The sequence below is a fragment of the Azospirillum sp. FG154 genome (genome assembly GCF_057809575.1).
The window spans coordinates 93,371-115,207 of the sequence record NZ_JBMDKF010000013.1; the positions used below are offsets into that span (position 1 = coordinate 93,371).

Consider the following 21,837-nt stretch of genomic DNA (forward strand, 5'->3'; position numbering starts at 1 on the left):
ATAGGACGCAGGTGTTTTGATGAAGTGCATTCTCGTCACCGGCGGCGCCGGATTCATCGGGTCCGCCGTGGTCCGGCAACTCCTCGCCGAAACCGACGCCCGCGTCGTCAATCTGGACAAGCTGACCTACGCCGCCAATCTGTCCTCGTTGCCAGGAGCGGCGGAAAACCCACGCTACACCTTTGAACAGGTTGATATTTGCGACGGCGAGGCCTTGCGCCGGGTCTTTGCGGAGCACCAGCCGGACGCGGTGATGCATCTGGCCGCCGAATCCCATGTGGATCGTTCAATCGACGGCCCCGGCGATTTCATCCAGACCAACATCGTCGGCACTTATAAGCTTCTGGAAGCGGCGCGGGGCTATTGGTCCGCCCTGCCTGCCGACCGCAAGGACGGTTTCCGCTTTCATCACATCTCCACCGACGAGGTCTTTGGCACGCTGGGCGACGAAGGTTTCTTTACCGAAACGACCGCCTATCAGCCAAACTCACCCTATTCGGCCAGCAAGGCGTCAAGCGACCATCTGGTGCGGGCCTGGCACGAAACCTACGGGCTGCCGGTGGTGCTGACCAACTGCTCGAACAATTATGGCCCTTATCATTTCCCGGAGAAGCTGATTCCCTTGGTGATCCTGAAGGGACTGGCCGGGGAGGCTCTGCCCGTCTATGGCAAGGGCGACAATGTGCGCGACTGGCTTTATGTCGAGGATCATGCCCGCGCCCTGCGGCTGGTTCTGGACAAGGGGCGGGTCGGCGAGAGCTACAACATCGGTGGACACAACGAACGGACCAACATCGCGGTTGTGCGCAGCATCTGCGCCCTGTTGGATGAGTTGTCGCCCACTGGCGCCCCGCACGACCGTCTCATCACCTTCGTCGCTGACCGTCCCGGCCACGACAAGCGCTACGCCATCGACGCCGATAAGATTGAGCGTGAATTGGGTTGGCGCCCGCAGGAAACCTTCGAGAGCGGTTTGCGCAAAACCGTCGAATGGTACCTGAACAACCGCTCCTGGTGGGAATCGGTGCGCAACGGGTCCTATCGTGGTGAACGTCTGGGCCTATCCGATCCCGCCGCCAAGACCGGAGATGTGGCGTGAACATTCTGGTTCTCGGCGCCAGTGGGCAGGTTGGCCATGCCCTGATGCGCGCATCCTGGCCGGTTGGCAGCCATGTCGTTGGGCTGGCGCGCCCTGTGATTGATCTCAGCGACCCCACCAGTCTTGAGCGCGCGATGACGGAGCACGCCCCGGCTCTGGTGGTCAACGCCACCGCCTACACCGCTGTCGACAAGGCCGAAAACGATCAGGATGCCGCTTTCGCGATCAACCGCGATGGCCCGGCTCGTCTCGCCGCGCTGTGCGCGGCGAGAGGCGCGGCGTTGATCCACATCTCCACCGATTATGTGTTCGACGGAGCCAAGCCCTCCCCTTATGTCGAAGACGATCCGGTGGCTCCGATCAACGTTTATGGGGCCAGCAAGGAAGCTGGAGAAGCCGCTGTCCGCGCCACCACTCCGCGCCACGTCATCCTGCGCACCTCCTGGGTTTACGCCGCTCACGGCAGCAACTTCGTAAAAACCATGCTGCGCTTGGGCCGGGAGCGGGCGGAGCTGGGGGTCGTTGCGGATCAGACCGGCGCGCCGACCGCCGCCAACGACATCGCTGCGGCCATCCTGCGCATCGTCACCCGCATCCAGGAACAGCCCGATGATGTTCCATGGGGAACCTATCACCTGACCGGGACCGGTGAGACCACGTGGTTTGGCTTTGCGGAACGGATCTTCGAGCGGTTGGAACGCGAGGAAGGTCGCCGCCCCACAGTCAAACCCATCGCCACCATCGACTACCCAACCCCGGCGCGCCGACCGATCAACTCCCGTTTGGATGGTTCTCGCCTGCGCGCGGCGTTCGGTGTAACTCCTCCGCATTGGGCTGACAGCCTGGACCGCGTGCTGGACGAGTTGTTCAACCAGCAACCGGCGAGCTGACGGCAGGGCGTTTGAACGTCATTTTCTTTGCGACCACAGACCACAGACAGACAGGCGGCGGATATGAAAGGCATCATTCTGGCAGGCGGATCCGGCACCCGGCTCTATCCGGTGACGCGCGCGATCAGCAAACAGCTGCTGCCGATCTACGACAAGCCGATGATCTATTTTCCGCTGACAACCCTGATGTTGGCAGGCATTCGCGATATCCTCATCATCACCACCCCACACGACCAACCACTGTTCCAAACCGTGCTGGGCGATGGGTCGCAGTGGGGAATATCGCTCTCCTACGCCGTCCAGCCGTCTCCCGACGGGTTGGCCCAGGCCTTCATCATTGGCCGCTCCTTCGTCGGAACCGACAGTTGCGCGCTGGTGCTGGGCGACAATATTTTTTACGGTCACGGCCTGACCCAACTTCTGCGAGCGGCTGGAGAAAAGACCTCGGGCGCACGGGTTTTCGCCTATGGCGTGCGCGACCCGGAGCGCTATGGCGTGGTCGAGTTCGATGCGAATGGCCGAGCCTTGAGCATTGAGGAAAAGCCAACGTCGCCGCGCTCGAAATGGGCGGTGACGGGTTTGTATTTCTACGACAATCAGGTGCTGGACATCGCCGCCGCGGTCAAGCCTTCCGCCCGTGGAGAGCTGGAGATCACATCCGTGAACGCCGCCTACCTTGATCTCGGCCAACTCGACGTTGAGCAGATGGGGCGTGGCTATGGCTGGTTCGACACCGGCACACACGACAGCCTGTTGGAAGCGGCGGAGTTCGTCCGCACCATCCAACATCGTCAGGGTCTTCAGATCGCTTGCCCGGAAGAGATTGCGTATGTCTCTGGCTGGATTGATGGTGAACAGGTTGCCAGATTGGCCGAACCGCTAAAGAAGAACGAGTATGGCCGTTACCTCATCAGCTTGCTGAGTTGAGTCGAGGGTAATGCTCTTTCTTCTTCATTTTCTATGAAAGATTTTATCGATGCGCTCTTTCAAAAAAAAGCGGGTCTTGGTCACGGGTGGCGCAGGTTTTCTTGGATCACATCTTTGCGAACGGTTGCTGGGGCAGGGATGTGAAGTTCTTTGTGCTGACAATTATTTTACAGGCAGCCGAGACAATGTTCTTCACCTTCTGTCAAATCCACATTTTGAACTGATCCGCCACGACGTCACGTTCCCACTCTACGTTGAGGTTGACGAGATCTACAATCTTGCCTGTCCAGCGTCACCGATTCATTACCAGTATGATCCAGTGCAGACGACCAAGACCAGCGTGCATGGCGCCATCAACATGCTGGGGTTGGCCAAGCGATTGAACGCCCGGATCATGCAGGCCTCGACCTCAGAGGTTTATGGGGATCCGGTCGTGCACCCGCAAACCGAAGAATATTGGGGCAACGTCAACACCATCGGGCCGCGCGCCTGTTACGACGAGGGCAAACGCTGCGCGGAAACTCTGTTCTTCGATTATCATCGGCAGCACAAGCTGTCGATCAAGGTCATCCGCATCTTCAACACCTATGGTCCACGCATGCACCCCAACGACGGGCGCGTGGTGTCGAACTTCATCATCCAAGCGCTGAAGGGTGAACCGATCACGATGTATGGCGATGGGCAACAAACCCGCGCTTTCTGCTACGTCGATGATCTGATTGAAGGCTTCCTGCGCTTCATGGACACGCCTGCCGAGATCACCGGCCCGCTCAACCTCGGCAACCCCGGTGAATTCACCATGCTGGAACTGGCCGAAAAGATCATTCGGTTGACCGGCTCCGCGTCGCGCATTGAACACAAGCCGCTGCCGCAGGACGATCCCAAGCAACGCCGCCCCGACATTTCAAAGGCCAAAGCTTTGTTGGATTGGGAGCCGGTGGTGCCGCTCGACGCCGGACTTGAACGCACCATCGCCTATTTCCGCGACCGTTTCTTCGCCTGATCCGCGCGCGCCGGTTCGGGGCGGACGCCACTCGAACCGGCATCCGCCCGGTCGATTTCAGTTGCGTCCGTAGGAGTCCTCAAGCCGCACGATGTCATCCTCCCCCAGATAGGAGCCGGACTGCACCTCAATGATGGTCAACGGCACCTTGCCGGGATTTTCCAGACGATGGACCGTGCCGATAGGGATGTAGATGGACTGGTTCTCATACACCATCACCTGCTCCTCCCCCCGCGTGACCAAGGCTGTCCCGTTCACCACCACCCAATGCTCCGCCCGGTGGTGGTGCTTTTGCAGCGAGAGGCGCGACCCGGGAGCGATGGTCAGGCTTTTCACCTGGAAACGGTCCCCGGTGTGCAGCGACTGGTAGGATCCCCAGGGCCGGTGGACCTGACGATGGTTCACCGCCTCGCTGCGTCCTGCTTTCTTCAAACGATCAACGATGCGCTTCACATCCTGAGTCCGATCACGGTCGGCGACCAGAACGGCATCGTCCACCGCCACCACCACCGCGTTTTTCAGACCGACAACGGCGGTCAGATGCTTGTCGCTGCGCACATAGCAGTCGCTGGCCTCTTCCAGCATCACATCGCCGATGATGACGTTGCCGTTGGCGTCTTTGCCGCCGACCTCCCACAGGGCCGCCCAGGCCCCGACGTCGGTCCACCCCAGGCTGCATGGAACGACAGCGGCCATGGTCGTCCGCTCCATAACCGCATAATCAATGGAGATGGACGGGGATTCAGCAAACGCCGCCGCATCAAGGCGGAAAAAATCAAGGTCGGATTGCCCCGCGTCCAGAGCCGCCCGACAGGCGGCAACCACCGCCGGGGCATGACGCTCCAACTCAGCCAACAGCGGGCCAACGGGGAACAGGAACATGCCGCTGTTCCAGGCATATCCACCATCGGCCAGATAGGATTTGGCCACCTCCAGCGTCGGCTTTTCAACGAAAGCGGCCACCTCGAACGCACCGTCCACGCCCGCAAGCGGCGCGGCGCGGCGGATGTAGCCATACCCCGTTTCCGGGGTCGTCGGCGCAATGCCAAACGTGACCAATCGTCCGGTTTGAGCGGCTTGGGCAGCGGTCGCCACAGCCTGATGAAACGCCGCGCCATCGCGGATGTCATGGTCAGCGGGCAGCAGCAGCAGCAGCGCGTCGGGATCCACCGCCGCAACGCTGAGGGCGGCAAGCGCACACGCCGCTGCGGTGTTGCGCCCGACCGGTTCCAGCAGAATGCCGCGCGGCTTCAGCCCGGATTGCCGCAGTTGCTCGGCGACCAGAAAACGATGCTCCTGATTGCAGACCACCAACGGTGGGGCAAAGACCACGCCATCGGCCACTCGAAGCGCTGTTTCCTGGAACATCGTGCGATCAGAACACAAAGGCAGGAATTGCTTTGGATACAGCTCCCGCGACAAGGGCCACAGACGGGAACCAGAACCACCGGACAGCAACACCGGAACGATCTTCTGCGCGGAAACGCTGCTCATGGCGGTCGTCCTATTGCTTGGCTCTCGACGCGATCACCCCAACCGGTCGTTCAGCCTTCCAGGGCCACCGAATTGGAGCGGATCGTTATAGACCGACCGCTTTGCGATCCACAAGCGTCGGCCCAGCGCCTCAGGGGGGGAGAGACAAGACTCCAAACCCAGCCACACCCTGCCCTGCAACCAAAGCCCCAGTCGGGTTCTATGCGACGGAACGCGACGAAATCCGCTGAAACGAGCCTCCTTGAATTTGGAGTCTTGTCGCGCCCCGTTCCACCGGCAAACGCGCTGAAGGGACACGACCAACCACACCAATCAGCAGGGGCGCGACAGAACTCCAAACAGGAGACGATTCGGCAAGGGCGCGACAAAAGCGCGACTCGGAACGACAGGAAAACCCAAGGATTCCGCCAATGTCCCGATTCGCAACCTTGCAGTTGGACCAGCGCCGCATCCGGGAGGACGATAAATCCACAGAGCGAATCGACTATCCACTGGAGTCTTGTCGCGACAATTCTGGAGTCTTGTCGCGCGAATCGCGATTCTCTACTGGAGTCTTGTCGCGCAAACTATTAACTGAATCAAATAACCTAACAAATAGTTTGAGCGACAAGACTCCAAATTGCTGACAGGGAAACCCCGTGATATAGGGGTTTTCAGAAAGTCCTGCCAAGGTCAGCCCGCTATGGGACAGATACATCAGTTGGTCACCCAGCTTGGACGCGACCAGGCAAAAGCTCTCCAGAGTGATCCGGAGAAGCGTTCCCTAGTTGACGTCGCCGCGGCCGTCCTAGAAGAAGAACGGCAAGAGCTTGGCATCACCTATTCAGGTTTTGCGCTGACCGCACTTCCTCATCGCCGTCTTCCCGATGACCAGCCATGGGAACGACGCGGCCATAAGATTCGTCTGCTGATCGAGCCAGGACGACTGCCAGTTCGCAATGGAGGATTCAAGCTTTACGGGGTTCCGTATGGCAGCCGCGCCCGGATGATTCTCCTGTACCTGCAAACACGGGCAATCCAGACCGACAGCCGCGAAGTCGAACTGGGGCGGAGCATGCATGAATGGCTGGATCGGATGGGCCTTTCCGTGGGCGGCCAAACCTACCGTGATATCCGAGAGCAAGCGTCCCGCATCGCCGCGTGCAACCTGACCTTCGCCTGGGAAGACGCGCACAGCATCGGTTTTGAAAAGGGATCGATTGTCAAAGGCGGGATCCATTTCTCTGCCAACACAGGCTCCGATCAGGGCACCTTGTGGGAAGACCGCGTGCTTCTGTCCGAAGCTTTCTTTCGGGAATTGAAAGCGCATCCGGTACCAATTTGGGAACCCGCGTTGCGGCACATCCAAAACAACAGCACCAGCATCGACATTTACATTTGGCTGGCCTATCGATTGCACAGTCTGTCTCGAACGACACCAATTACTTGGCCAGCTGTGTTTGAACAATTTGGAGCAGGCTACAGTCGTTTGCGAGATTTTCGCAAACGGTTTATTGAAGCCCTTCAATTGGCTCTTGCCGTTTATCCGGACGCACGGGTTGAGGTAGAAGAGCAAGGGCTTCTTTTGCACCCTTCTCCGCCACCAATTCCAGAGCGCAAACTGGCCCAACTGTATCGTTGATTGCAAAAACACAGATGGGCGCAACGTAAAGAGCGTCAAGACCTCGGTTCGCCGAGGTGATGAGAGCCACATCACCTGTTTCTTGACGCTCTTTCCACTGCGCCCATCTGGGATAATCCCCATCGTTTCCGATCAAAAGGCCCTGCGACAAGACTCCAAACGCTTTTCCAATGACATGAGCCTCCAGGACTGCACGCGGCTACAGAAAGTAGTAAAAAACATACCGATGAATTCAGAGGTTGATTTTTTCTGGAGAAAGCGCATTACCAGCGGTTTCAGGGTAAATTAACCCCATAATCAGGAAGAGCCGATTACAGTTGGTCGCTTCCAAGTGGGGAAACAGGCGAGGCCGGCGGCGATGACAAAACCCAAAGAATCCCTTGATCTTTCCGTTGAACAAACCCTCGAAGCCGGACTGAGGATGTTCGATGGACGCTCCGTTTTGGTCACAGGAGGAAGCGGGTCGTTCGGTCAACGTTTCATCGAAACCGTGATGAGCCACGCCAAACCGCGCCGGGTCATCATTTTTTCCCGCGACGAGTTCAAACAATACGAAATGCAGCAGCGGATGCCCGCAGAATGGGCCACAACGTTGCGTTTCTTCATCGGTGACGTCCGTGATCGCGAGCGTCTGGAACTGGCGATGAGGAACGTCGATTTCTGTGTTCATGCCGCCGCTCTGAAACATGTGCCTGCGGCGGAATACAACCCGATGGAGTGCATCCACACCAACGTCTATGGCGCGGAAAATGTGGTCCGGGCGGCGTTGGCAACTGGTGTGCGACGGGTAATTGCCTTGTCAACCGACAAGGCCGCCAATCCGATCAATCTCTATGGGGCCAGCAAACTGGCATCCGACAAAATCTTCATCGCCGCAAACAACCTGTCCGGTGCTCAAGACACCCGTTTTTCCGTTGTCCGCTATGGCAACGTCGTCGGATCACGAGGCAGCGTCGTGCCCTTGTTTGATAAGATGATCGCCCAAAGGGTGGATCATCTGCCGATCACCGACAAACGAATGACCCGCTTTTGGATCACGTTGCAGCATGGCGTTGATTTTGTCCTGTCCTGCTTTGCCATGATGCTTGGTGGAGAAATTTTCGTACCGAAAATTCCTAGCATGCGGATTACAGACCTCGCACAAGCGATGGCTCCTGATTTGCCGTTGAAGATGGTTGGCATTCGACCAGGCGAAAAATTGCATGAGGTGATGATCACGGAAGATGATTCACGACAGACTTATGAATTGGTCGATCGTTTTGTCATCGAACCCGCTTTCACCTTTTGGCAACATGCCCCCTATGAACGGTTGAACGCAAAACCTGTCACGGATGGCTTTCGCTACGCCAGCGACAGCAACAACGATTGGCTGAGCGGAGAACGGCTCCGCACCTTGCTGGAGGAAAGCCGCTGACAGGAGAGACCGCATGACCGGGACGCGTCCCTTTCTTCCCTATGGTCGCCAGACGGTGGATGATGCGGACATTGCCGCTGTCACGGCGGTGTTGCGCGGTGATTGGCTGACACAAGGGCCGGTGGTCACGGCTTTTGAGCGGACATTGTCCCGTCATGTGGGAGCCGCCGAAGCTGTCGCTTGCGCCAATGGGACCGCAGCCTTGCGGTTGGCCTACGCCGCTTTGAGGGTTGGGGCCGGGGATGCGGTCATTGTGCCGTCGAACACCTTTCTGGCCACCGCCTCGGCAGCCCGCCACGCCGGAGCCGAGGTTGCTTTTGCAGATGTGGATCCCGTCACCGGTTTGATGGGGGTTGAACACGCGCAGGCGGCTTTGATCCGCGCGCGCGCGGCGGGCTGGCGTCCCCGGGTCGTGGCCCCTGTCCATTACGCAGGTCAAACCGCAGCAATGGCGGCGCTGGGTCGGTGGGCAAGAGACGAAAATTTGACGGTGGTCGAGGACGCTTGTCACGCGGTGGGAGCCGTCGACCGTGATGGTTCTGTCGAAATCCCCGTGGGCGCTTGTGCGCACAGCGTCTTGACCGTCTTTTCGTTTCACCCAGTTAAAACGATCGCTGCGGGAGAAGGTGGGGCCGTTACTGGTCAGGACCCTGTGTTGATGGAGCGGGTTCGTCGTCTGTGCAACCACGGCATCCGCCGGGCCGGACAGGAGGGAACCGCAATGTTCGCCAATCCTGTTGAGGCCTATGACCAGAACAATCAGCCAAACCCCTGGTATTATGAGATGGAAGAACCCGGTTTCAACCACCGGCTGTCTGACATTCATGCCGCCTTGGCCCTCAGCCAGTTGGGGCGGATTGCGGCCTTCATCGAACGCCGGGCGGCCTTGATGGCGCGGTATGCCGACCGTCTGGCTTCTTTGTCCCCGTTGGTCAAAGCGCCGGTCACGGTTCCCTGGTGTCGTCCGGCGTGGCATCTCTGCGCGGTCCGCATCGACTTTGCGATGGCCCGGCGATCACGGGCGCGGGTGATGGCCGCGTTGCGGGCGCAGGCTATTGGCAGTCAGGTCCATTACATTCCGGTTCATCGGCAACCCTATTGGCAGCGACGGTACGGCAGCCTGTCTCTGCCGGGAGCGGAGCAGCACTATGCGCAAACCCTGTCTTTGCCGCTGTATCCAAGCATGACGAATGACGATGTGGATCGGGTGGTCGGGGCGTTGGAGGTGGCCTTGATGGGAGCCGGAGGAACTGACGCATGACACGCGCGCAACGGGTTTGCCGGGCGCAGCCGTATTCCTTTGGCGTCGGAAATGCGCTATGTCAGCCCATGTATCCGCAACGCTTTTTCAGCGAAACGCTTTTTGGGAGTTGAGACCATGGCCGAAGGCACTGTGGATTATTACGCGATGGTCGAAGAGGCATGGCAGCTCAGCGACACCGCGCGTGACTATGTGAAGAACGCGGGCCGTGAGGTGGACAACACTGAGCTGTGGGACAAGGTGTTTGCTCCGTCGCCGCTGATTGATCTTGACCGCACCCGCGCTGAGGGCGGTCAGCCGCTTCAGAAGATCTTCTTCAAGAATCCCTATGGTTTGCAGTACCGCGCCGACCACAAGGATTGGATCCCCTTCCGGCATGGCGCCTTGGATCCGGCCTATCTTCAGGTCGTCTGATCCGTCAGACCAGACATGATGGTGTGATGGGTGTGGGGTGAGATCGTTCACGCTGGGGTTTGTTCAACCGAACGGGGTGGGAAATGACTGTTGTGACTGGAACGGCGAACGCCGACACTCTGACAGGAACCAGCAGCGCCGACAGCGTGACCGGTCTTGGTGGGATCGACCGTTTCCTTCTCACCAGTGATTTTGCAACCTACGCCACATCGTTTGGCACAAGCGGCAGTTTGTTCATCACCGGGCCGGATGGCGCCGACACCCTGACCGGGATCGAGTTTCTTCAGACAAGCAGCGGCGCGCTGATCTCGGTTTCCAGCCTGGACACGGTCGCACAGCCGTCGATTTCGGATCTGGTGGCGGTGGCAGGCGCGTCGACCGCCGCCGATTATCTGGTTGGAACGGTGGTTGGTGATTGGATCGGCGGTGGGCTGGGAAACGACACCATTTCTGGTCTCGCTGGCGCCGATGCGTTGTTTGGGCACGCGGGTGATGATGTTCTCCTCGGCGGGGCTGACAATGACACCTTGGAAGGTGGACTGGGCAACGACCTGTTGTTTGGCGGCATCGGCAATGACCGGCTGAACGGTGACGCTCTTGGCCAATCCGGGGCTGACACACTGATGGGGGATGCTGGAAACGACTGGCTGGACGGCGGCGGCGGCGCGGATTTTCTGGATGGCGGGGCCGACAACGACACGCTGTACGCCAGCTTTGGGGCGGATACCTTGCGGGGTGGAAACGGCGACGATCTGTTGTTTGGCGATGTCTATTCTGATCGCGCCCATGAAACCGCGATCGCGATGTCGGGCGGCGCGCCGGTGGTGTCGCAGAGCGATGTTTTGTTGGGTGGGGCTGGAAACGACACGCTGATTGGCGGCGTCGATTCCGATCTCATGGACGGTGGTCTTGGCAACGACCTGTTCTCCATCCGCAACCTGAACGAATCGACGCTCACCGCCCCGGATGTCATCGTGAATTTCAAGGGAGCCGCCGTGGCGACGGCGGTGCAAACAGGAACCGCCAGTTACGCCACGCTGGGGGCCGAAGCCGACCGCATCGACGTGTCGGAAATCGATGCGATTGCCGGAACGACCGAGAACGACAGCTTTGCCTTTATTGGAACCGACGCGTTTACGGCGGCGGGCCAGTTGCGTTACCAGACCTCCAACGGCGTGACGATGATTGAAGGCAATGTGAACGCCGATCTGACCGCAGATTTCCGCATCGAGGTCGACATCGCCAACTACACCTTCTCGTATTTCGATTTCGTTCTGTAAGTGGAATGCTTTAGGGACGCTTTTTGACCGGCACGGCCAGATCGATGACCAGACGGTGGCCGTGATCCTTTTCCGGCGGCAAAGCGAAGATGCTTTTGATCTGAATGGAACCTTGCCCGCCAAAAATCAGATGATTGGCGCCGTTTGCCATGACAATCCGGTAGGTCAGAGAGGCGCCGGTGAAGGCGCCGGAGGGGGCGGCCTTCCACAATGTGCCTGGCAAGACCAGTTCCACCCGTTCCGGCGCCCGTTGACCCAATTGGGTGAAGCGGGGCGGACCATTGAGGTCGAGAACCACACGTGTGGTTCCGCCGTTGGTGGCCGCACGGATTTGCGACACCTGAAGCGTTTGGGATGAGGGCTTGATCGGACCGGTGGGGGCCGCTTGGGGTTGGAGCGTTTGGATTGGGGTTGTTGGCGCTGATGCGGCGGGCGATGGGTTCGGCGTTGGCTTGATGGACGGAATTGGGGGCAGAGCCATCGGTTTAAGGGCGAGTTGCTCTTTCTCCGCTTCGGCTTGCGGTGTGGGAGCGGCCATCGCCGGTGGGGCTTCTGGGGCGATCAGCGGCGCCAGCGGGGACGGGAGGGCGGTGGCGACAAGAGGCGCTGTTGGGGCGGGTTCAAGGGGGGGCGGAGCCGTCTCCGTCTTTGCAGCCACAGAGGCGGGCGATCCCGGAGCGCCTGGCCGCCCCTCAGTCCGACCAAAACGCAGATAGTGGTCGTAACCGCTGCGCCATTGTCCGGCCTTGACGGCGGCGGCAACGTCGGGGTTGGCGGTGAGATAGGCGGCCTCCCGCCATCCCGCCATCGGGAAGGCGCTGGGGTCGAACTCTTTGTTCTTGTCCTTGCGCGCCCAATCGAGAACTGGTCCGGGCAGTGACACGCGCAATTCCAGCACCTCCACTCCCAGCGACAACCAGAGGGGGGCCAACAGAAGAACCGTCAGGCGCAGGATCTGGAAAAACAAAGCGCTGAAGCGTCCGGCTGAAAGGGTGAAAGGGAGACGACCGGTCCCGTCGAAGCCTCGTGCCCGTCCTGGCTGCCGGGTCGTGTGTGCGATGCCCGCATGGGTACCCCGTTGTACGCGCCGCCGTCCAGAAAAAGCCGAACGCAGAGAGGCGTCATACTGGCGCTATGAACCATGCCGGGATTGTCTGCGGCTCCAACTCCTGAGGGATACGGAAGATCAGCAGGGGAACGATGCCGAGAAGGGCTGTGAAGACGTCGATGCCGAGCGCCACCCCAAGGGCGGCACGATGCAAGGGCCCACGCCCCGCCGCCCGGTCATGGCTGCGGCGCGAGGTCTTGCCGTCAATGGCGATGATGTCGGGGGCCGCCTCACGCAGGCTTTCCACCCAGGCGGTAAAGCAGTCCTTGAACGGGTCCGGGTCCAGCGCGTTGACCACGTCGCTCAAGGTGTCGTGAGCCGGAATGCCCCGCTCATAGGGAAGAAACCGATGCAGAAACTCCAGCCGCAGATCCCCCACAGGCGGATTTCCCGCAATGGATAGAGCACACGCCAGTGTTGGCGCGGGTCCCTCAAAGCCGAAAAATGCGCCAGGATCGAACGGGACGGCACGGGCGACATGGCGGACTCCATCAAAAACAAGCCCGCTACGAATCACACTCCCAGCCGCAACGGAATCCCCAACCGCGTTAACCTGAAGCGATTGCCCTGCGATTGGTGGCAGGGCTGGTTGACGGAACCGCTGCGACATGGGCATTAGGAGGAAAGCTTTCGGGAGCCAACGCCTCTGCCATGCGCATTCTCGTCACCATCCCGCATTACTTCCGGGCAACGAATCTCGGTTATTATGGGTCACTGGCCCCCGACCACCGGCCTCGGTTGGCTGGTCTCCAAGCCTGTCTTGTGGCCTTGCATCAAGCTTTTGGCTCGGGACAAGGGGTGTTGCACGCTCCGGAAATGTGCGTGCGTCCGAGCAATCAGGTAATCACCGCCACGCTGGACGTTGTGGTCTGCACAACGGGGGATGACCATCTGGCCGATCATCTTCCGCCGGGGCTGTGCCGCCGCTTTGCGACCAACGCCTCTCCGCCGCTGTTGGGTTATGAATGTCACGAGGTGCTGCGCGGTGCATTGGGGCATTATGATTGGTATGTCTATATGGAGGATGATCTGCGGATCGAGGATCTGTTTTTCTTCCAGAAATTGGACTGGTTCCTGGGCTTGACCAAGGACGAACGTTGTGTGTTGCAGCCCAACCGTTTTGAAGTGGCCGATACAGGGGCGATCCGGCGGCTGTACATTGATGGTTCTCCCCGTGCGCGTGAACTGGTGCCGAACCAGATTGGACAGGATCTGCCCACGTGGATAGACGCGCCTCATCTTGGCGGTCGCGTTGCGTTTCAGCGAGTGCCAAACCCGCACAGCGGTTGCTTCTTCCTGAATGATGCGCAGATGCGCCGGTGGGCCGCCATGCCGGATTTTCTGGACCGGGCCACCAGCTTCATCGGGCCGCTGGAGAGCGCCGCCACGTTGGGATTGATCCGGCATTTTGCGGTCTACAAGCCGTCGCGCGAGAACGCGGCGTTCCTGGAGATCCGCCATGAAGATCCACGTTATCTCAATCGACGCTTGGCTTTTGCCGACGCCCCTCCCCACAGGTTCCACGTCGCGTCGACCAAGAGTGGTTCTCAAGCAACTGGGAATTAACCCAAAAGGCTACTCGGACTAAGAACCCAAATACCCTTTTGGGTTCTTGGCCGTCATCCCTTTTTGGGGCTTCCGTCCCGTTCGATCACGCGACGACCGCGATAACGGCGACCATCCTCATGCAGGTCCGCATCGTCCAAACGATAACCAGCCGCGCGCAGGGCCTCCAAAACCAGATACTGTTTGGTCACGCGCCGTTCGGCGGCGAGGGCGGCGAGCTGGCGGTTGAGATAGCGGGGCACCGTGACCTTGAACTCTTCCGTCGGCTCACGGGCAGGTGGTTCTGGAATGGCCATCGGGGCTGGGGGTGGTTCTGGAGCACGCCACATCGTGGCCACCGGTCGCAAAGAGGGCAGGCCAACGGTGGCGGCGAACTCATCAGCTCCCGCCAACAGGCGTTGGTCGTCCACCCCATCGGCCAAGGCGGCAAGGGCCGACAAGTCGGATCGGTTCACCGGCGCATCGCCACGAGAAGGTGGCAGATCCTCGTCATCAAACGCCGAAGGCAAGGGTTGACGGTCGCGGCGGGTCTTGCTCATGCGTGCGCCTCCGTGCGAACTGCGGCGTCAAGATCGGCCAGTCGCTTCAACAATTCGGACTTGATGGCCTGGATGTTGGCGGCTGCGGCGCCATCGGGATCCGAAACACGGGGCGGCACGCCGGTCAACAGCATTTCCTTATAGGCGGTCCGCTCCATCAGGCTGGCGGAAAAGGTCGGCATGCGGGTTTCGCCGTCGTTGCGGATTTGCCGCGCCACCCGGCTCTCAAAGCCTGACGGCACCCGCGTCCACAGCAAAGCGCGCCCAATGCTGCGGTTGCCAATATCTCCGGTTTCATCGATTTGATGATTCGTCCGCAGCGCATCGCGCAGATCCGGGGCCGATTGCTGGCAGGGCACAACGACGAAAGCCGCCTTGCCAATCCCCAAAATGGTCAGGCGGGAGGCGACCCCGGGCAAATCAAGAATCAGGAAGTCGCACGCGTTACGCGCGTTGCGGATCTCACCGATGACGCTTTCCTCACCCACGTTGGGAACAATGGAGAAACCCGGCAGATTGGCGCGGCGGCCAAACGCAGCGGCGTGCTGGTTGGGATCACAGTCCAGGATGCAGGAGCGCAAGCCATCAAGCGCCAGATCCGTAGCCAGGGCGCAGGCCATCGTGGTCTTGGCGCAGCCACCTTTGTTGCTCGCCAATGCAATGGTAATCACGGAAAGGCTGCTCCGAACGGTTGGACAGGAACGACGCGGTCGACTGTAAGCACCGTTCCGCCAAACAGGCAAGAGGGTGCTTGCATCATTGGATTGTTGGGCAAAATGGCAAAAGGCCGTTTGGGCTCTTGGGTTGGCGCCCGCTTTTGCGTTGTGTGAGACATCCAACTGATAAATTGAGAAGAATTTGCCAATCCGTGAGAGCCGCCGGTCTATCGCGCAAGGCGTTCCGCATCATCGAACGGCAAAAGTATTTTTGCCCTGATGGGTTTTTGGGTTTCTTCCCCAGAGGGTTTGATCCTTTTCCAGAACCAACATGGCGCGCGGCTTGACGCTGTCCGCCAACTGGTGAATTACAAGGCGTTGCCCGCCGCACGCCGGAATGATCGGGCAAGACAAAGCCGACGGTAAGGAAAAGCGTATGTCAGACAAGGTTGCGTTGATCACCGGAGTGACGGGCCAGGACGGCGCCTTGCTGGCGGAGTTGCTGCTGGCCAAGGGCTACCGGGTGCATGGGCTGAAGCGGCGGTCATCGTCCTTCAACACTGGACGCGTCGATCATCTTTACCGGGATCAGCATGAACCAGACGTGCGTTTCGTCATGCATCATGGCGACCTGACCGACGCCACCAACCTGATCCGGGTGGTGGAGGAAGTTCAACCAACGGAAATCTACAATCTGGCCGCCCAAAGCCATGTCCAGGTCAGTTTTGAAACACCCGAATACACCGCCAACGCCGATGGGATCGGCACGCTCCGCCTTTTGGAAGCGATCCGGATTCTGAAGCTGGCGGAGCGGGTGCGCTTCTATCAGGCATCCACCTCCGAATTGTATGGCAAGGTCCAGGAAACGCCGCAGCGAGAGACCACTCCTTTCTACCCGCGCAGTCCTTATGCCGCCGCCAAATTGTACGCCTATTGGATTACGGTGAATTATCGTGAGGCCTATGGCCTGCACGCCTCCAACGGCATCCTGTTCAATCATGAAGGACCGACGCGCGGTGAAACATTCGTCACCCGCAAGATCACCCGTGCGGCGGCGGCGATTGCGCTTGGTCGTCAGAAGCGACTGTATCTGGGCAACCTGGACGCCCGGCGCGACTGGGGCCACGCCCGTGATTTTGTGGAGGGGATGTGGCGGATTCTGCAACAGGACACGCCCGACGATTACGTGCTGGCCACTGGTGAAACCCACAGCATCCGCGAGTTCGTCGAACTGGCGTTTTCGCACACCAACCGGACCATCGTCTGGCAGGGCGGCGGCGTGGACGAGAAAGGGGTGGATGCACACACAGGCGATGTCCTGATTGAGATCGATCCCCGTTATTTCCGCCCGACCGAAGTCGATCTGCTGCTGGGCGACCCGTCCAAGGCCCGCGAAAAGCTCGGCTGGACCCACACCACCGCGTTCCCGGATCTGGTTCGCGAAATGGTCTTGGCCGATTTGCAAGCGATCAAGCTGGAGGCTCCCCGCTATGACGACCGTGGCTGAAACGCTCATGCCCTCCTTCTCTCTGAAGGATCGCCGGGTCTGGGTGGCGGGTCATCGTGGCATGGTTGGTTCCGCCATCGTTCGCCGATTGGCGAGCGAGGGGTGCGCCGTGCTCACCGCCGGGCGCGACCGTGTGGACCTGTGCCGTCAGGCCGAGGTGGAAGCCTGGATGGAGGCCGAACGTCCTGACGCGGTGGTTGTGGCGGCGGCGCGGGTTGGCGGCATTCTCGCCAACTCCACCCGCCCGGCCGAGTTCATCTATGAAAACCTGATGATCGAAGCGAACATCATCCACGCCGCCTGGAAGATGGGCGTCGGCAAGCTGCTGTTCCTCGGCTCCTCCTGCATCTATCCGCGTTTGGCGGCCCAACCGATCACCGAAGACGCGCTGCTGACCGGGCCGCTGGAGCCGACCAATCAATGGTACGCGATCGCCAAGATCGCGGGCATCAAACTGTGTCAATCCTACCGCCAGCAGTATGGGTGCGATTTCATCTCGCTGATGCCAACCAACCTTTATGGGCCAGGTGACAATTTCGATCTGACCTCCAGCCATGTGTTGCCCGCCCTGATGGCCAAGATCGACCGCGCCAAACGGGAAGGGTTGGAGGCGGTGGAAATCTGGGGCAGCGGTCAGCCCCGGCGCGAATTTCTGCATGTTGATGATCTGGCGGACGCATCGGCGTTCCTGCTGAAGCACTATTCCGGTGATGTGCCGCTGAATGTCGGGGTTGGCAATGATGTGACCATCCGTGAACTGGCGGATCTGATCGCGCAGGTCGTCGGCTTCGCGGGCCGGTTCGTCTACGACACCAGCAAACCGGATGGCACGCCGCGCAAGTTGCTGGATGTCAGCCAACTTGCCCAGTTGGGATGGACCGCCCGCATCGGCCTGCGCGAGGGTGTGGAGCACGCCTATGCCTGGTACCGGGACAATGTGCTGCGCAGCAAAATTTGACGGCTGATGCGGAGAGGCGTTCTATCCTCATCATCACGCGGTTGAAGCGAACTGCGTGGTGATGAATGGCGTCGCCCCCTCAGGGGGTAAAAGCATGGACGTGTTTTCTGGGTGACGCGCAATCATCCCAGAACGGGATGATCCGCTGCGTCAGCGGCTCTCGCGGGATGTGTTTCCAAACCGTCAGAGCTTGGGCAAACCGCTGGCCAGTGCTTGGATGGCGTGATAGTCAAACCCCGTGCGCATGGTTTGTCCAGCCATCGTGCGGGTTTCGATCGGCGCCATTTTGTCGGCAATCAAACGACCGCTGTGGATCAGATGCAAGATCTCAATGGGGTCGTGTGGTGGCTGGGGGACGCGCAGGCGTCCTGTGATGTCATCGATCAACGGGGTTGCCTCGCCCAAAACCCAGTTGAAGCGGGCCGGCAAAAAGGCGGCGGTGGCGTGGCGGCGATGGACCGCCAGATTGAGGGCCGTCTGTTCAAAGATGTGATACAGCGTGCCCGAGCGTTCCATGGAATGATCAAGGATCGGCCCGATTTCCGCAGCCCAATGATCCCAAATCGGTGATCCGGCGGGCATGGCGAACACCCCGGAGCACAGTTCGCCCAGGACCAGCATTGTTTGCGCCAAGGCTTCGGGCAGCAGAGTCCGGTAGATCGGCAAAATGGCGGCCCGCGCCTTCAACGCTCCCAGACCATGATAGCGGACATAGGCGGGATCAACGGTCGGCACCACGGCGATGTCACGACCGGATGCGGCGGCCGCCAATGTTCCAAGCGCCGTTGGCGTCGCGACCCAGGTGTCCGCATCCAGCCAGATGTATGTGCTGTAACCTGGAAAATAGTCGCGCAGGTGAGGCCGCGCGGTCATTGCCTTGATCCATTCCGGTGGGCGGAAACGGGCCAGATGCGCTTCGCTCATGTGCCAATCCGGCACCGCGAAATGATCGACAAAGGGTGCAAAGCGTGCACGGTCTGCCGCTGTCAACCCAGTGTCGAGCAATCCAACCGGCAGCCCGCCGCCATGGTCGCGCACCGACGCCAACATCCCGGCCAGCAGCGGGGTATAAGCCGTGTTTGCCGATGTGACGATGATCGTGTCTGCGCGTGTCATGCACCGCTGTCCCTCTGTGTCCACGCGGCGTACAGGTCGCGCCGCAAGCGCTCCAGCGCCCCTGTCCATCCGGTTTCCAGACGCTGCCGGTACAGGGTGAAGCCGGGAAACCATGGGCTGTTCATTTCATCCCCAGCCCACCGGAATTCCGCCGGAAAAGGCACAAGCACGCGCGCGGTCAGTCCCAGAGCCGCGCGCAGGTGCGTGTTGGTGTTGCTGACCCCGACAACCTCGTCCAATCGGGAGAGAAGGGCCAGCATCTCTTCCAAATCCTCGTTGAGAGGACCGCAATCAGCCACGGGTTGGCCAACGGCGCGGGAAAAAGCAGCGACTTCGCCCTCATCAGGGTGACGCTGCAAAGACAGGATCGTGCCGGGACATCCAGCCAAAGCCGCCGCCAGGGCCTCCAGCGGCGCCCGCTTGTCCTGCATATCCACCACCCCCGCGCGCCAAGTGACGCCAATGTAGGGCGGTGGCCCTAAAGCTGCGAGCGACGCCTCGGCAGCGGCGACCCGGTTGGGCAATGGGGTGAGTTGAATCGACGCCGGATAATCCGGCTCTTCGTAAGCGGCGGTGAGATGAGGCAGATCCCCCACCGACAGCAACGTGTCGAGACCCGCAGGATCCTCCGCCGATCGGGTGGACACGTGATCGAGGAAAGGCAAACGGCCCACGATGTCGGCGATTTTGGGATGCGCCCGGTAGGTGATCCAGGCGCCGGCCGCTTTCAGACGCGGCGCAAAGCGCAAAAAGAAAATCTCATCCCCCAACCCCTGGTCGGCCACCACCAACAAGCGTCGCCCTCGCAGATCACGGGAAAGCGGATTCCGGTTGAAGGGGTTGGGATCCAAACGAGTGGATGGGCGGGCAAGATAGTGCGCCCAGCCTTCCGTCAAAGCGCCCATGCCCAGCAGTGTTTGCGCAAGGTTGAGACGGGTGTCGAGGTTCTTGGGTTCCAGTGCAAGCGCCCTTTTGCCCAAAAGGACACTTGCACAAACATTCTCTTGCCCGGCCTCGATCACGGCCAACAGCCGCAAGCCGGGTCCGTCCGCCGGATCCAAGGCAAGCGCCCGCGTCAGCGCCGCTGACGCTTCATGAGGCGCGCCCAAAGCCCACAGAACCCGCCCCATCCCCAACCGAGGCAGAATGGCTGTGGGATCCAGCGCAATCACAGCCCGATAGAGGTTTGCAGCTTGCGCCAAGCGGCCATCCCGTTGCTGCTGAACGGCCATGGTGTAGAGTTGCTCGGGCGAAACGCGTATCCTTTGCGGTGCGCCGGATGAGGAAGCGTCAATCATCGGATGGCGCGCTCACACAAGCCGGGCGGTCAACAAACCGCATTTGACCAGCCATCCCACGCTGCGGGCAACCTGTCCTTCTGTTGCCCTTGGGAAGAGGGCGAGCAGTTCCTGCAAGCAGCGCTCGGCTTCCTGGCTGTGCAGCAGCAGCAGCAGCAGCCCATCGCGGGGCAATTGGGTCGCCGTGCTGAACGTGTTCATACTCGCTGCCAGAATTCGATCCAGGGCAGCGGCAGGGTTAGCGTGGGCGCACCCCAAACGGGTTTCCAGCCCCATCCGGTTGCTGGCAAAACCCTCGAACAGGGTAAAGGGATCCTGACGCAATGGAACGGGTGGTCGCCCCTGCCGCTGTGGCGCCACCTCTTCAGCCGTGCTCCGCAGATGGGCCAGTTCACTCCACAATCGTTCATAGGCGGCGATCACCACCGGCCAATCGAACAATGCGCGGGCGCGTTGTCGACCCGCCTCTCCCATCCGGCGTCGCAAGGCGGGATCATCCGCCAGACGGGCCAAAGCCTCGCCCGCAGCGACGCTGTCCACCACGGTCGCCTGGCTGGCAGCCCCGATGTAACGGTCAAAATTATCAACCTCCAGCATGTGGCGGAACGCCAGCTCCTGCCCGCTGGCTCCCGGCATTGGGATCAAGGTGGGAATTCGGAATCCAACCTCCCCATCGCTGACCGTGTCGCGATAGCCATCCCAATCGGACACGACGACCGGCAACCCGGCGGCCATCGCTTCAATCGGGGTCAGGCCAAAGGTCTCCTGAATGTTGTCCGACAGCGACAGGAAAAGATCAGCGGCGAACCATGGAGCAAGGGCATGAGCTGGATCGTTGCCATCCAGCAGGATGGTGTTGACCGCAGGGCAATAGCGCCGCGCGCCTTCACGAAACTCCTGCTCAATGTGCGGGTTGCTGGCCGCCCCAGCGAGCATCAGGTGCAACCGCCGTCCGCTGCGCGCCTGCGCCAATTCGCACGCCTGGAACATGACCAACGGGTGCGCCTTGGCGTGGAAGGACAGGCGTCCAAAGAACAGGATGACCACATCATCCGCGCCGATTCCATGCGCCTGCCGCAACCGCGCGCCCAATTCCTGATTCGCAGGGCTGTCGGCAAAGCGGTCGCAATCGACTCCCAAGGGAATGACCGGCAACCGCGCCGGGTTGAGGGCGGGCGCGCCAAAGCGCGAAGACAGATAATCACCCCACGCATCAAACAGGGTGGTGATCGCGGTCCGTGCCGGATTGGAGGTGACGATCAAGGCGTCCCACGGCTGCACCGGCGCGATCATGTAGTCGCCAAACGCGTCGAGGACACGTTCGGAACAGATGGTGTGGGTCACGCCGCACAAACTGTAAGCCCGTGCGTCGGCGATGCGACGACGCCAAGCGGATTCGCCCAACGCCGGTCCGGGCAGAAACAGACATCCGGCGTTGGCCAGTCGGGCTGGCTCTCCTTGGGGGATCCAGGCAACGGGCCGGGAACGCCCCGCCAGCCGTTCGATCTCCCCGGCAAACGCGATCGCCAACCGTCGTTCGGCTGTGTAGCAATGCAGAACAGGCGCATCATGATGACGGGCGAACGCTGTCAGGAACCCCGCGCCGGCGGCGTGTCGCCCTTTCAAATCGGATCGTCCGATGGAATAGGCGTCAGGATGGTAATAAATGGCAGCGGTGGCGGGCAT

Annotated in this window: 19 protein-coding genes and 1 pseudogene; 12 read left to right on the forward strand and 8 right to left on the reverse strand. The window is 60.5% G+C overall.

The features are described from left to right. Positions 1–19: 19 nt before the first annotated feature. From rfbB to ACODS4_RS16245, 4 genes are all read left to right on the forward strand, one after another. Entirely contained in the window at positions 20–1,099 is a 1,080-nt protein-coding gene (rfbB, locus tag ACODS4_RS16230; RefSeq protein ID WP_488865411.1) for a dTDP-glucose 4,6-dehydratase, read from the forward strand. Next, the gene (rfbD, locus tag ACODS4_RS16235; protein WP_488865413.1) at positions 1,096–1,989 is read left to right on the forward strand and encodes a dTDP-4-dehydrorhamnose reductase; all 894 of its coding nucleotides are present in this window, start codon (positions 1,096–1,098) and stop codon (positions 1,987–1,989) included. Before rfbB ends, rfbD begins: the two co-directional genes overlap by 4 nt. A 63-nt stretch (positions 1,990–2,052) precedes the next feature. Then, on the forward strand, positions 2,053–2,916 hold the full coding sequence (gene rfbA, locus ACODS4_RS16240) for a glucose-1-phosphate thymidylyltransferase RfbA (RefSeq protein ID WP_488865415.1): 864 nt from the start codon (positions 2,053–2,055) through the stop codon (positions 2,914–2,916). 49 nt (positions 2,917–2,965) lie between these two features. Next, positions 2,966–3,919: a UDP-glucuronic acid decarboxylase family protein gene (locus tag ACODS4_RS16245; protein ID WP_488865417.1), complete on the forward strand. Its 954-nt coding sequence runs from the start codon at positions 2,966–2,968 to the stop codon at positions 3,917–3,919. A 57-nt stretch (positions 3,920–3,976) separates the two neighbouring features. Here the strand turns inward: ACODS4_RS16245 and ACODS4_RS16250 are convergent, their stop codons facing one another. Continuing rightward, on the reverse strand, positions 3,977–5,413 hold the full coding sequence (locus tag ACODS4_RS16250; protein WP_488865419.1) for a mannose-1-phosphate guanylyltransferase/mannose-6-phosphate isomerase: 1,437 nt from the start codon (positions 5,411–5,413) through the stop codon (positions 3,977–3,979). A gap of 682 nt (positions 5,414–6,095) precedes the next feature. Here ACODS4_RS16250 and ACODS4_RS16255 point away from each other — a divergent pair. The 5 genes from ACODS4_RS16255 (at position 6,096) to ACODS4_RS16275 (ending at position 11,403) form a co-directional block, all read left to right on the forward strand. Next, positions 6,096–7,034: a replication protein RepA gene (locus ACODS4_RS16255; RefSeq protein WP_488865421.1), complete on the forward strand. Its 939-nt coding sequence runs from the start codon at positions 6,096–6,098 to the stop codon at positions 7,032–7,034. Between the two features lie 358 nt (positions 7,035–7,392). Continuing rightward, a complete protein-coding gene (pseB, locus tag ACODS4_RS16260; RefSeq protein ID WP_488865423.1) occupies positions 7,393–8,448 on the forward strand; it encodes a UDP-N-acetylglucosamine 4,6-dehydratase (inverting) in 1,056 nt (351 codons plus the stop codon). A 13-nt stretch (positions 8,449–8,461) separates the two neighbouring features. Beyond that, positions 8,462–9,709 (forward strand): UDP-4-amino-4,6-dideoxy-N-acetyl-beta-L-altrosamine transaminase, encoded by a 1,248-nt coding sequence (gene pseC / locus ACODS4_RS16265; protein WP_488865425.1) that lies wholly within the window; start codon positions 8,462–8,464, stop codon positions 9,707–9,709. 117 nt (positions 9,710–9,826) lie between these two features. Further along, positions 9,827–10,123 (forward strand): hypothetical protein, encoded by a 297-nt coding sequence (locus tag ACODS4_RS16270; RefSeq protein WP_488865427.1) that lies wholly within the window; start codon positions 9,827–9,829, stop codon positions 10,121–10,123. A gap of 59 nt (positions 10,124–10,182) precedes the next feature. Continuing rightward, positions 10,183–11,403, forward strand: a complete 1,221-nt coding sequence (locus tag ACODS4_RS16275; protein WP_488865429.1) for a calcium-binding protein — start codon at positions 10,183–10,185, stop codon at positions 11,401–11,403. A gap of 10 nt (positions 11,404–11,413) precedes the next feature. Here ACODS4_RS16275 and ACODS4_RS16280 read toward each other — a convergent pair whose 3' ends face one another. Together ACODS4_RS16280 and ACODS4_RS16285 are read right to left on the reverse strand one after the other, a co-directional pair. Beyond that, a complete protein-coding gene (locus ACODS4_RS16280; RefSeq protein ID WP_488865431.1) occupies positions 11,414–12,370 on the reverse strand; it encodes a hypothetical protein in 957 nt (318 codons plus the stop codon). 289 nt (positions 12,371–12,659) lie between these two features. Next, a pseudogene (locus ACODS4_RS16285) lies at positions 12,660–12,991 on the reverse strand (ISAs1 family transposase); the annotation flags it as partial. A 171-nt stretch (positions 12,992–13,162) separates the two neighbouring features. On the opposite strand from ACODS4_RS16285, the gene ACODS4_RS16290 reads away from it, so the two are divergent. Beyond that, positions 13,163–14,077, forward strand: coding sequence for a hypothetical protein (locus ACODS4_RS16290; RefSeq protein ID WP_488865433.1), 915 nt, complete (start codon positions 13,163–13,165; stop codon positions 14,075–14,077). Between the two features lie 53 nt (positions 14,078–14,130). Here the strand turns inward: ACODS4_RS16290 and ACODS4_RS16295 are convergent, their stop codons facing one another. Together ACODS4_RS16295 and ACODS4_RS16300 are read right to left on the reverse strand one after the other, a co-directional pair. Continuing rightward, positions 14,131–14,616 carry a hypothetical protein gene (locus ACODS4_RS16295; protein WP_488865434.1) on the reverse strand — a complete coding sequence of 162 codons (486 nt, stop codon included), beginning with the start codon at positions 14,614–14,616 and terminating at the stop codon, positions 14,131–14,133. Continuing rightward, positions 14,613–15,455: an AAA family ATPase gene (locus ACODS4_RS16300; protein ID WP_488865436.1), complete on the reverse strand. Its 843-nt coding sequence runs from the start codon at positions 15,453–15,455 to the stop codon at positions 14,613–14,615. The genes ACODS4_RS16295 and ACODS4_RS16300 overlap by 4 nt, the downstream gene beginning before the upstream one ends. A gap of 253 nt (positions 15,456–15,708) precedes the next feature. Between ACODS4_RS16300 and gmd the strand changes: the two genes are divergently transcribed. Both gmd and fcl read left to right on the forward strand, forming a co-directional pair. Then, positions 15,709–16,779, forward strand: coding sequence for a GDP-mannose 4,6-dehydratase (gene gmd / locus ACODS4_RS16305; protein WP_488865438.1), 1,071 nt, complete (start codon positions 15,709–15,711; stop codon positions 16,777–16,779). Then, positions 16,763–17,737: a GDP-L-fucose synthase gene (gene fcl, locus ACODS4_RS16310; RefSeq protein ID WP_488865440.1), complete on the forward strand. Its 975-nt coding sequence runs from the start codon at positions 16,763–16,765 to the stop codon at positions 17,735–17,737. Before gmd ends, fcl begins: the two co-directional genes overlap by 17 nt. A gap of 183 nt (positions 17,738–17,920) precedes the next feature. On the opposite strand, the gene ACODS4_RS16315 is transcribed toward fcl, so the two are convergent. The 3 genes from ACODS4_RS16315 to ACODS4_RS16325 are packed head-to-tail and all read right to left on the reverse strand — an operon-like array spanning position 17,921 to position 21,837. Then, positions 17,921–18,922 (reverse strand): hypothetical protein, encoded by a 1,002-nt coding sequence (locus ACODS4_RS16315; protein WP_488865442.1) that lies wholly within the window; start codon positions 18,920–18,922, stop codon positions 17,921–17,923. Continuing rightward, a complete protein-coding gene (locus ACODS4_RS16320; RefSeq protein WP_488865444.1) occupies positions 18,850–20,151 on the reverse strand; it encodes a tetratricopeptide repeat protein in 1,302 nt (433 codons plus the stop codon). The genes ACODS4_RS16315 and ACODS4_RS16320 overlap by 73 nt, the downstream gene beginning before the upstream one ends. Before the next feature lie 12 nt (positions 20,152–20,163). Beyond that, entirely contained in the window at positions 20,164–21,837 is a 1,674-nt protein-coding gene (locus ACODS4_RS16325) for a glycosyltransferase family 4 protein (protein WP_488865446.1), read from the reverse strand.

Bases quoted from the DNA above. Each gene is read 5' to 3' on its own strand.
- ACODS4_RS16315 (WP_488865442.1), bottom strand. From the start codon at position 18,922: ATGGACAGGGGCGCTGGAGCGCTTGCGGCGCGACCTGTACGCCGCGTG.
- ACODS4_RS16320 (WP_488865444.1), bottom strand. From the start codon at position 20,151: ATGATTGACGCTTCCTCATCCGGCGCACCGCAAAGGATACGCGTTTCG.
- ACODS4_RS16250 (WP_488865419.1), bottom strand. From the start codon at position 5,413: ATGAGCAGCGTTTCCGCGCAGAAGATCGTTCCGGTGTTGCTGTCCGGT.
- rfbB (WP_488865411.1), top strand. From the start codon at position 20: ATGAAGTGCATTCTCGTCACCGGCGGCGCCGGATTCATCGGGTCCGCC.
- fcl (WP_488865440.1), top strand. From the start codon at position 16,763: ATGACGACCGTGGCTGAAACGCTCATGCCCTCCTTCTCTCTGAAGGAT.
- gmd (WP_488865438.1), top strand. From the start codon at position 15,709: ATGTCAGACAAGGTTGCGTTGATCACCGGAGTGACGGGCCAGGACGGC.
- ACODS4_RS16255 (WP_488865421.1), top strand. From the start codon at position 6,096: ATGGGACAGATACATCAGTTGGTCACCCAGCTTGGACGCGACCAGGCA.
- ACODS4_RS16270 (WP_488865427.1), top strand. From the start codon at position 9,827: ATGGCCGAAGGCACTGTGGATTATTACGCGATGGTCGAAGAGGCATGG.
- pseB (WP_488865423.1), top strand. From the start codon at position 7,393: ATGACAAAACCCAAAGAATCCCTTGATCTTTCCGTTGAACAAACCCTC.
- ACODS4_RS16295 (WP_488865434.1), bottom strand. From the start codon at position 14,616: ATGAGCAAGACCCGCCGCGACCGTCAACCCTTGCCTTCGGCGTTTGAT.
- ACODS4_RS16245 (WP_488865417.1), top strand. From the start codon at position 2,966: ATGCGCTCTTTCAAAAAAAAGCGGGTCTTGGTCACGGGTGGCGCAGGT.
- ACODS4_RS16325 (WP_488865446.1), bottom strand. From the start codon at position 21,837: ATGCCCGCCACCGCTGCCATTTATTACCATCCTGACGCCTATTCCATC.
- ACODS4_RS16290 (WP_488865433.1), top strand. From the start codon at position 13,163: ATGCGCATTCTCGTCACCATCCCGCATTACTTCCGGGCAACGAATCTC.
- rfbA (WP_488865415.1), top strand. From the start codon at position 2,053: ATGAAAGGCATCATTCTGGCAGGCGGATCCGGCACCCGGCTCTATCCG.
- pseC (WP_488865425.1), top strand. From the start codon at position 8,462: ATGACCGGGACGCGTCCCTTTCTTCCCTATGGTCGCCAGACGGTGGAT.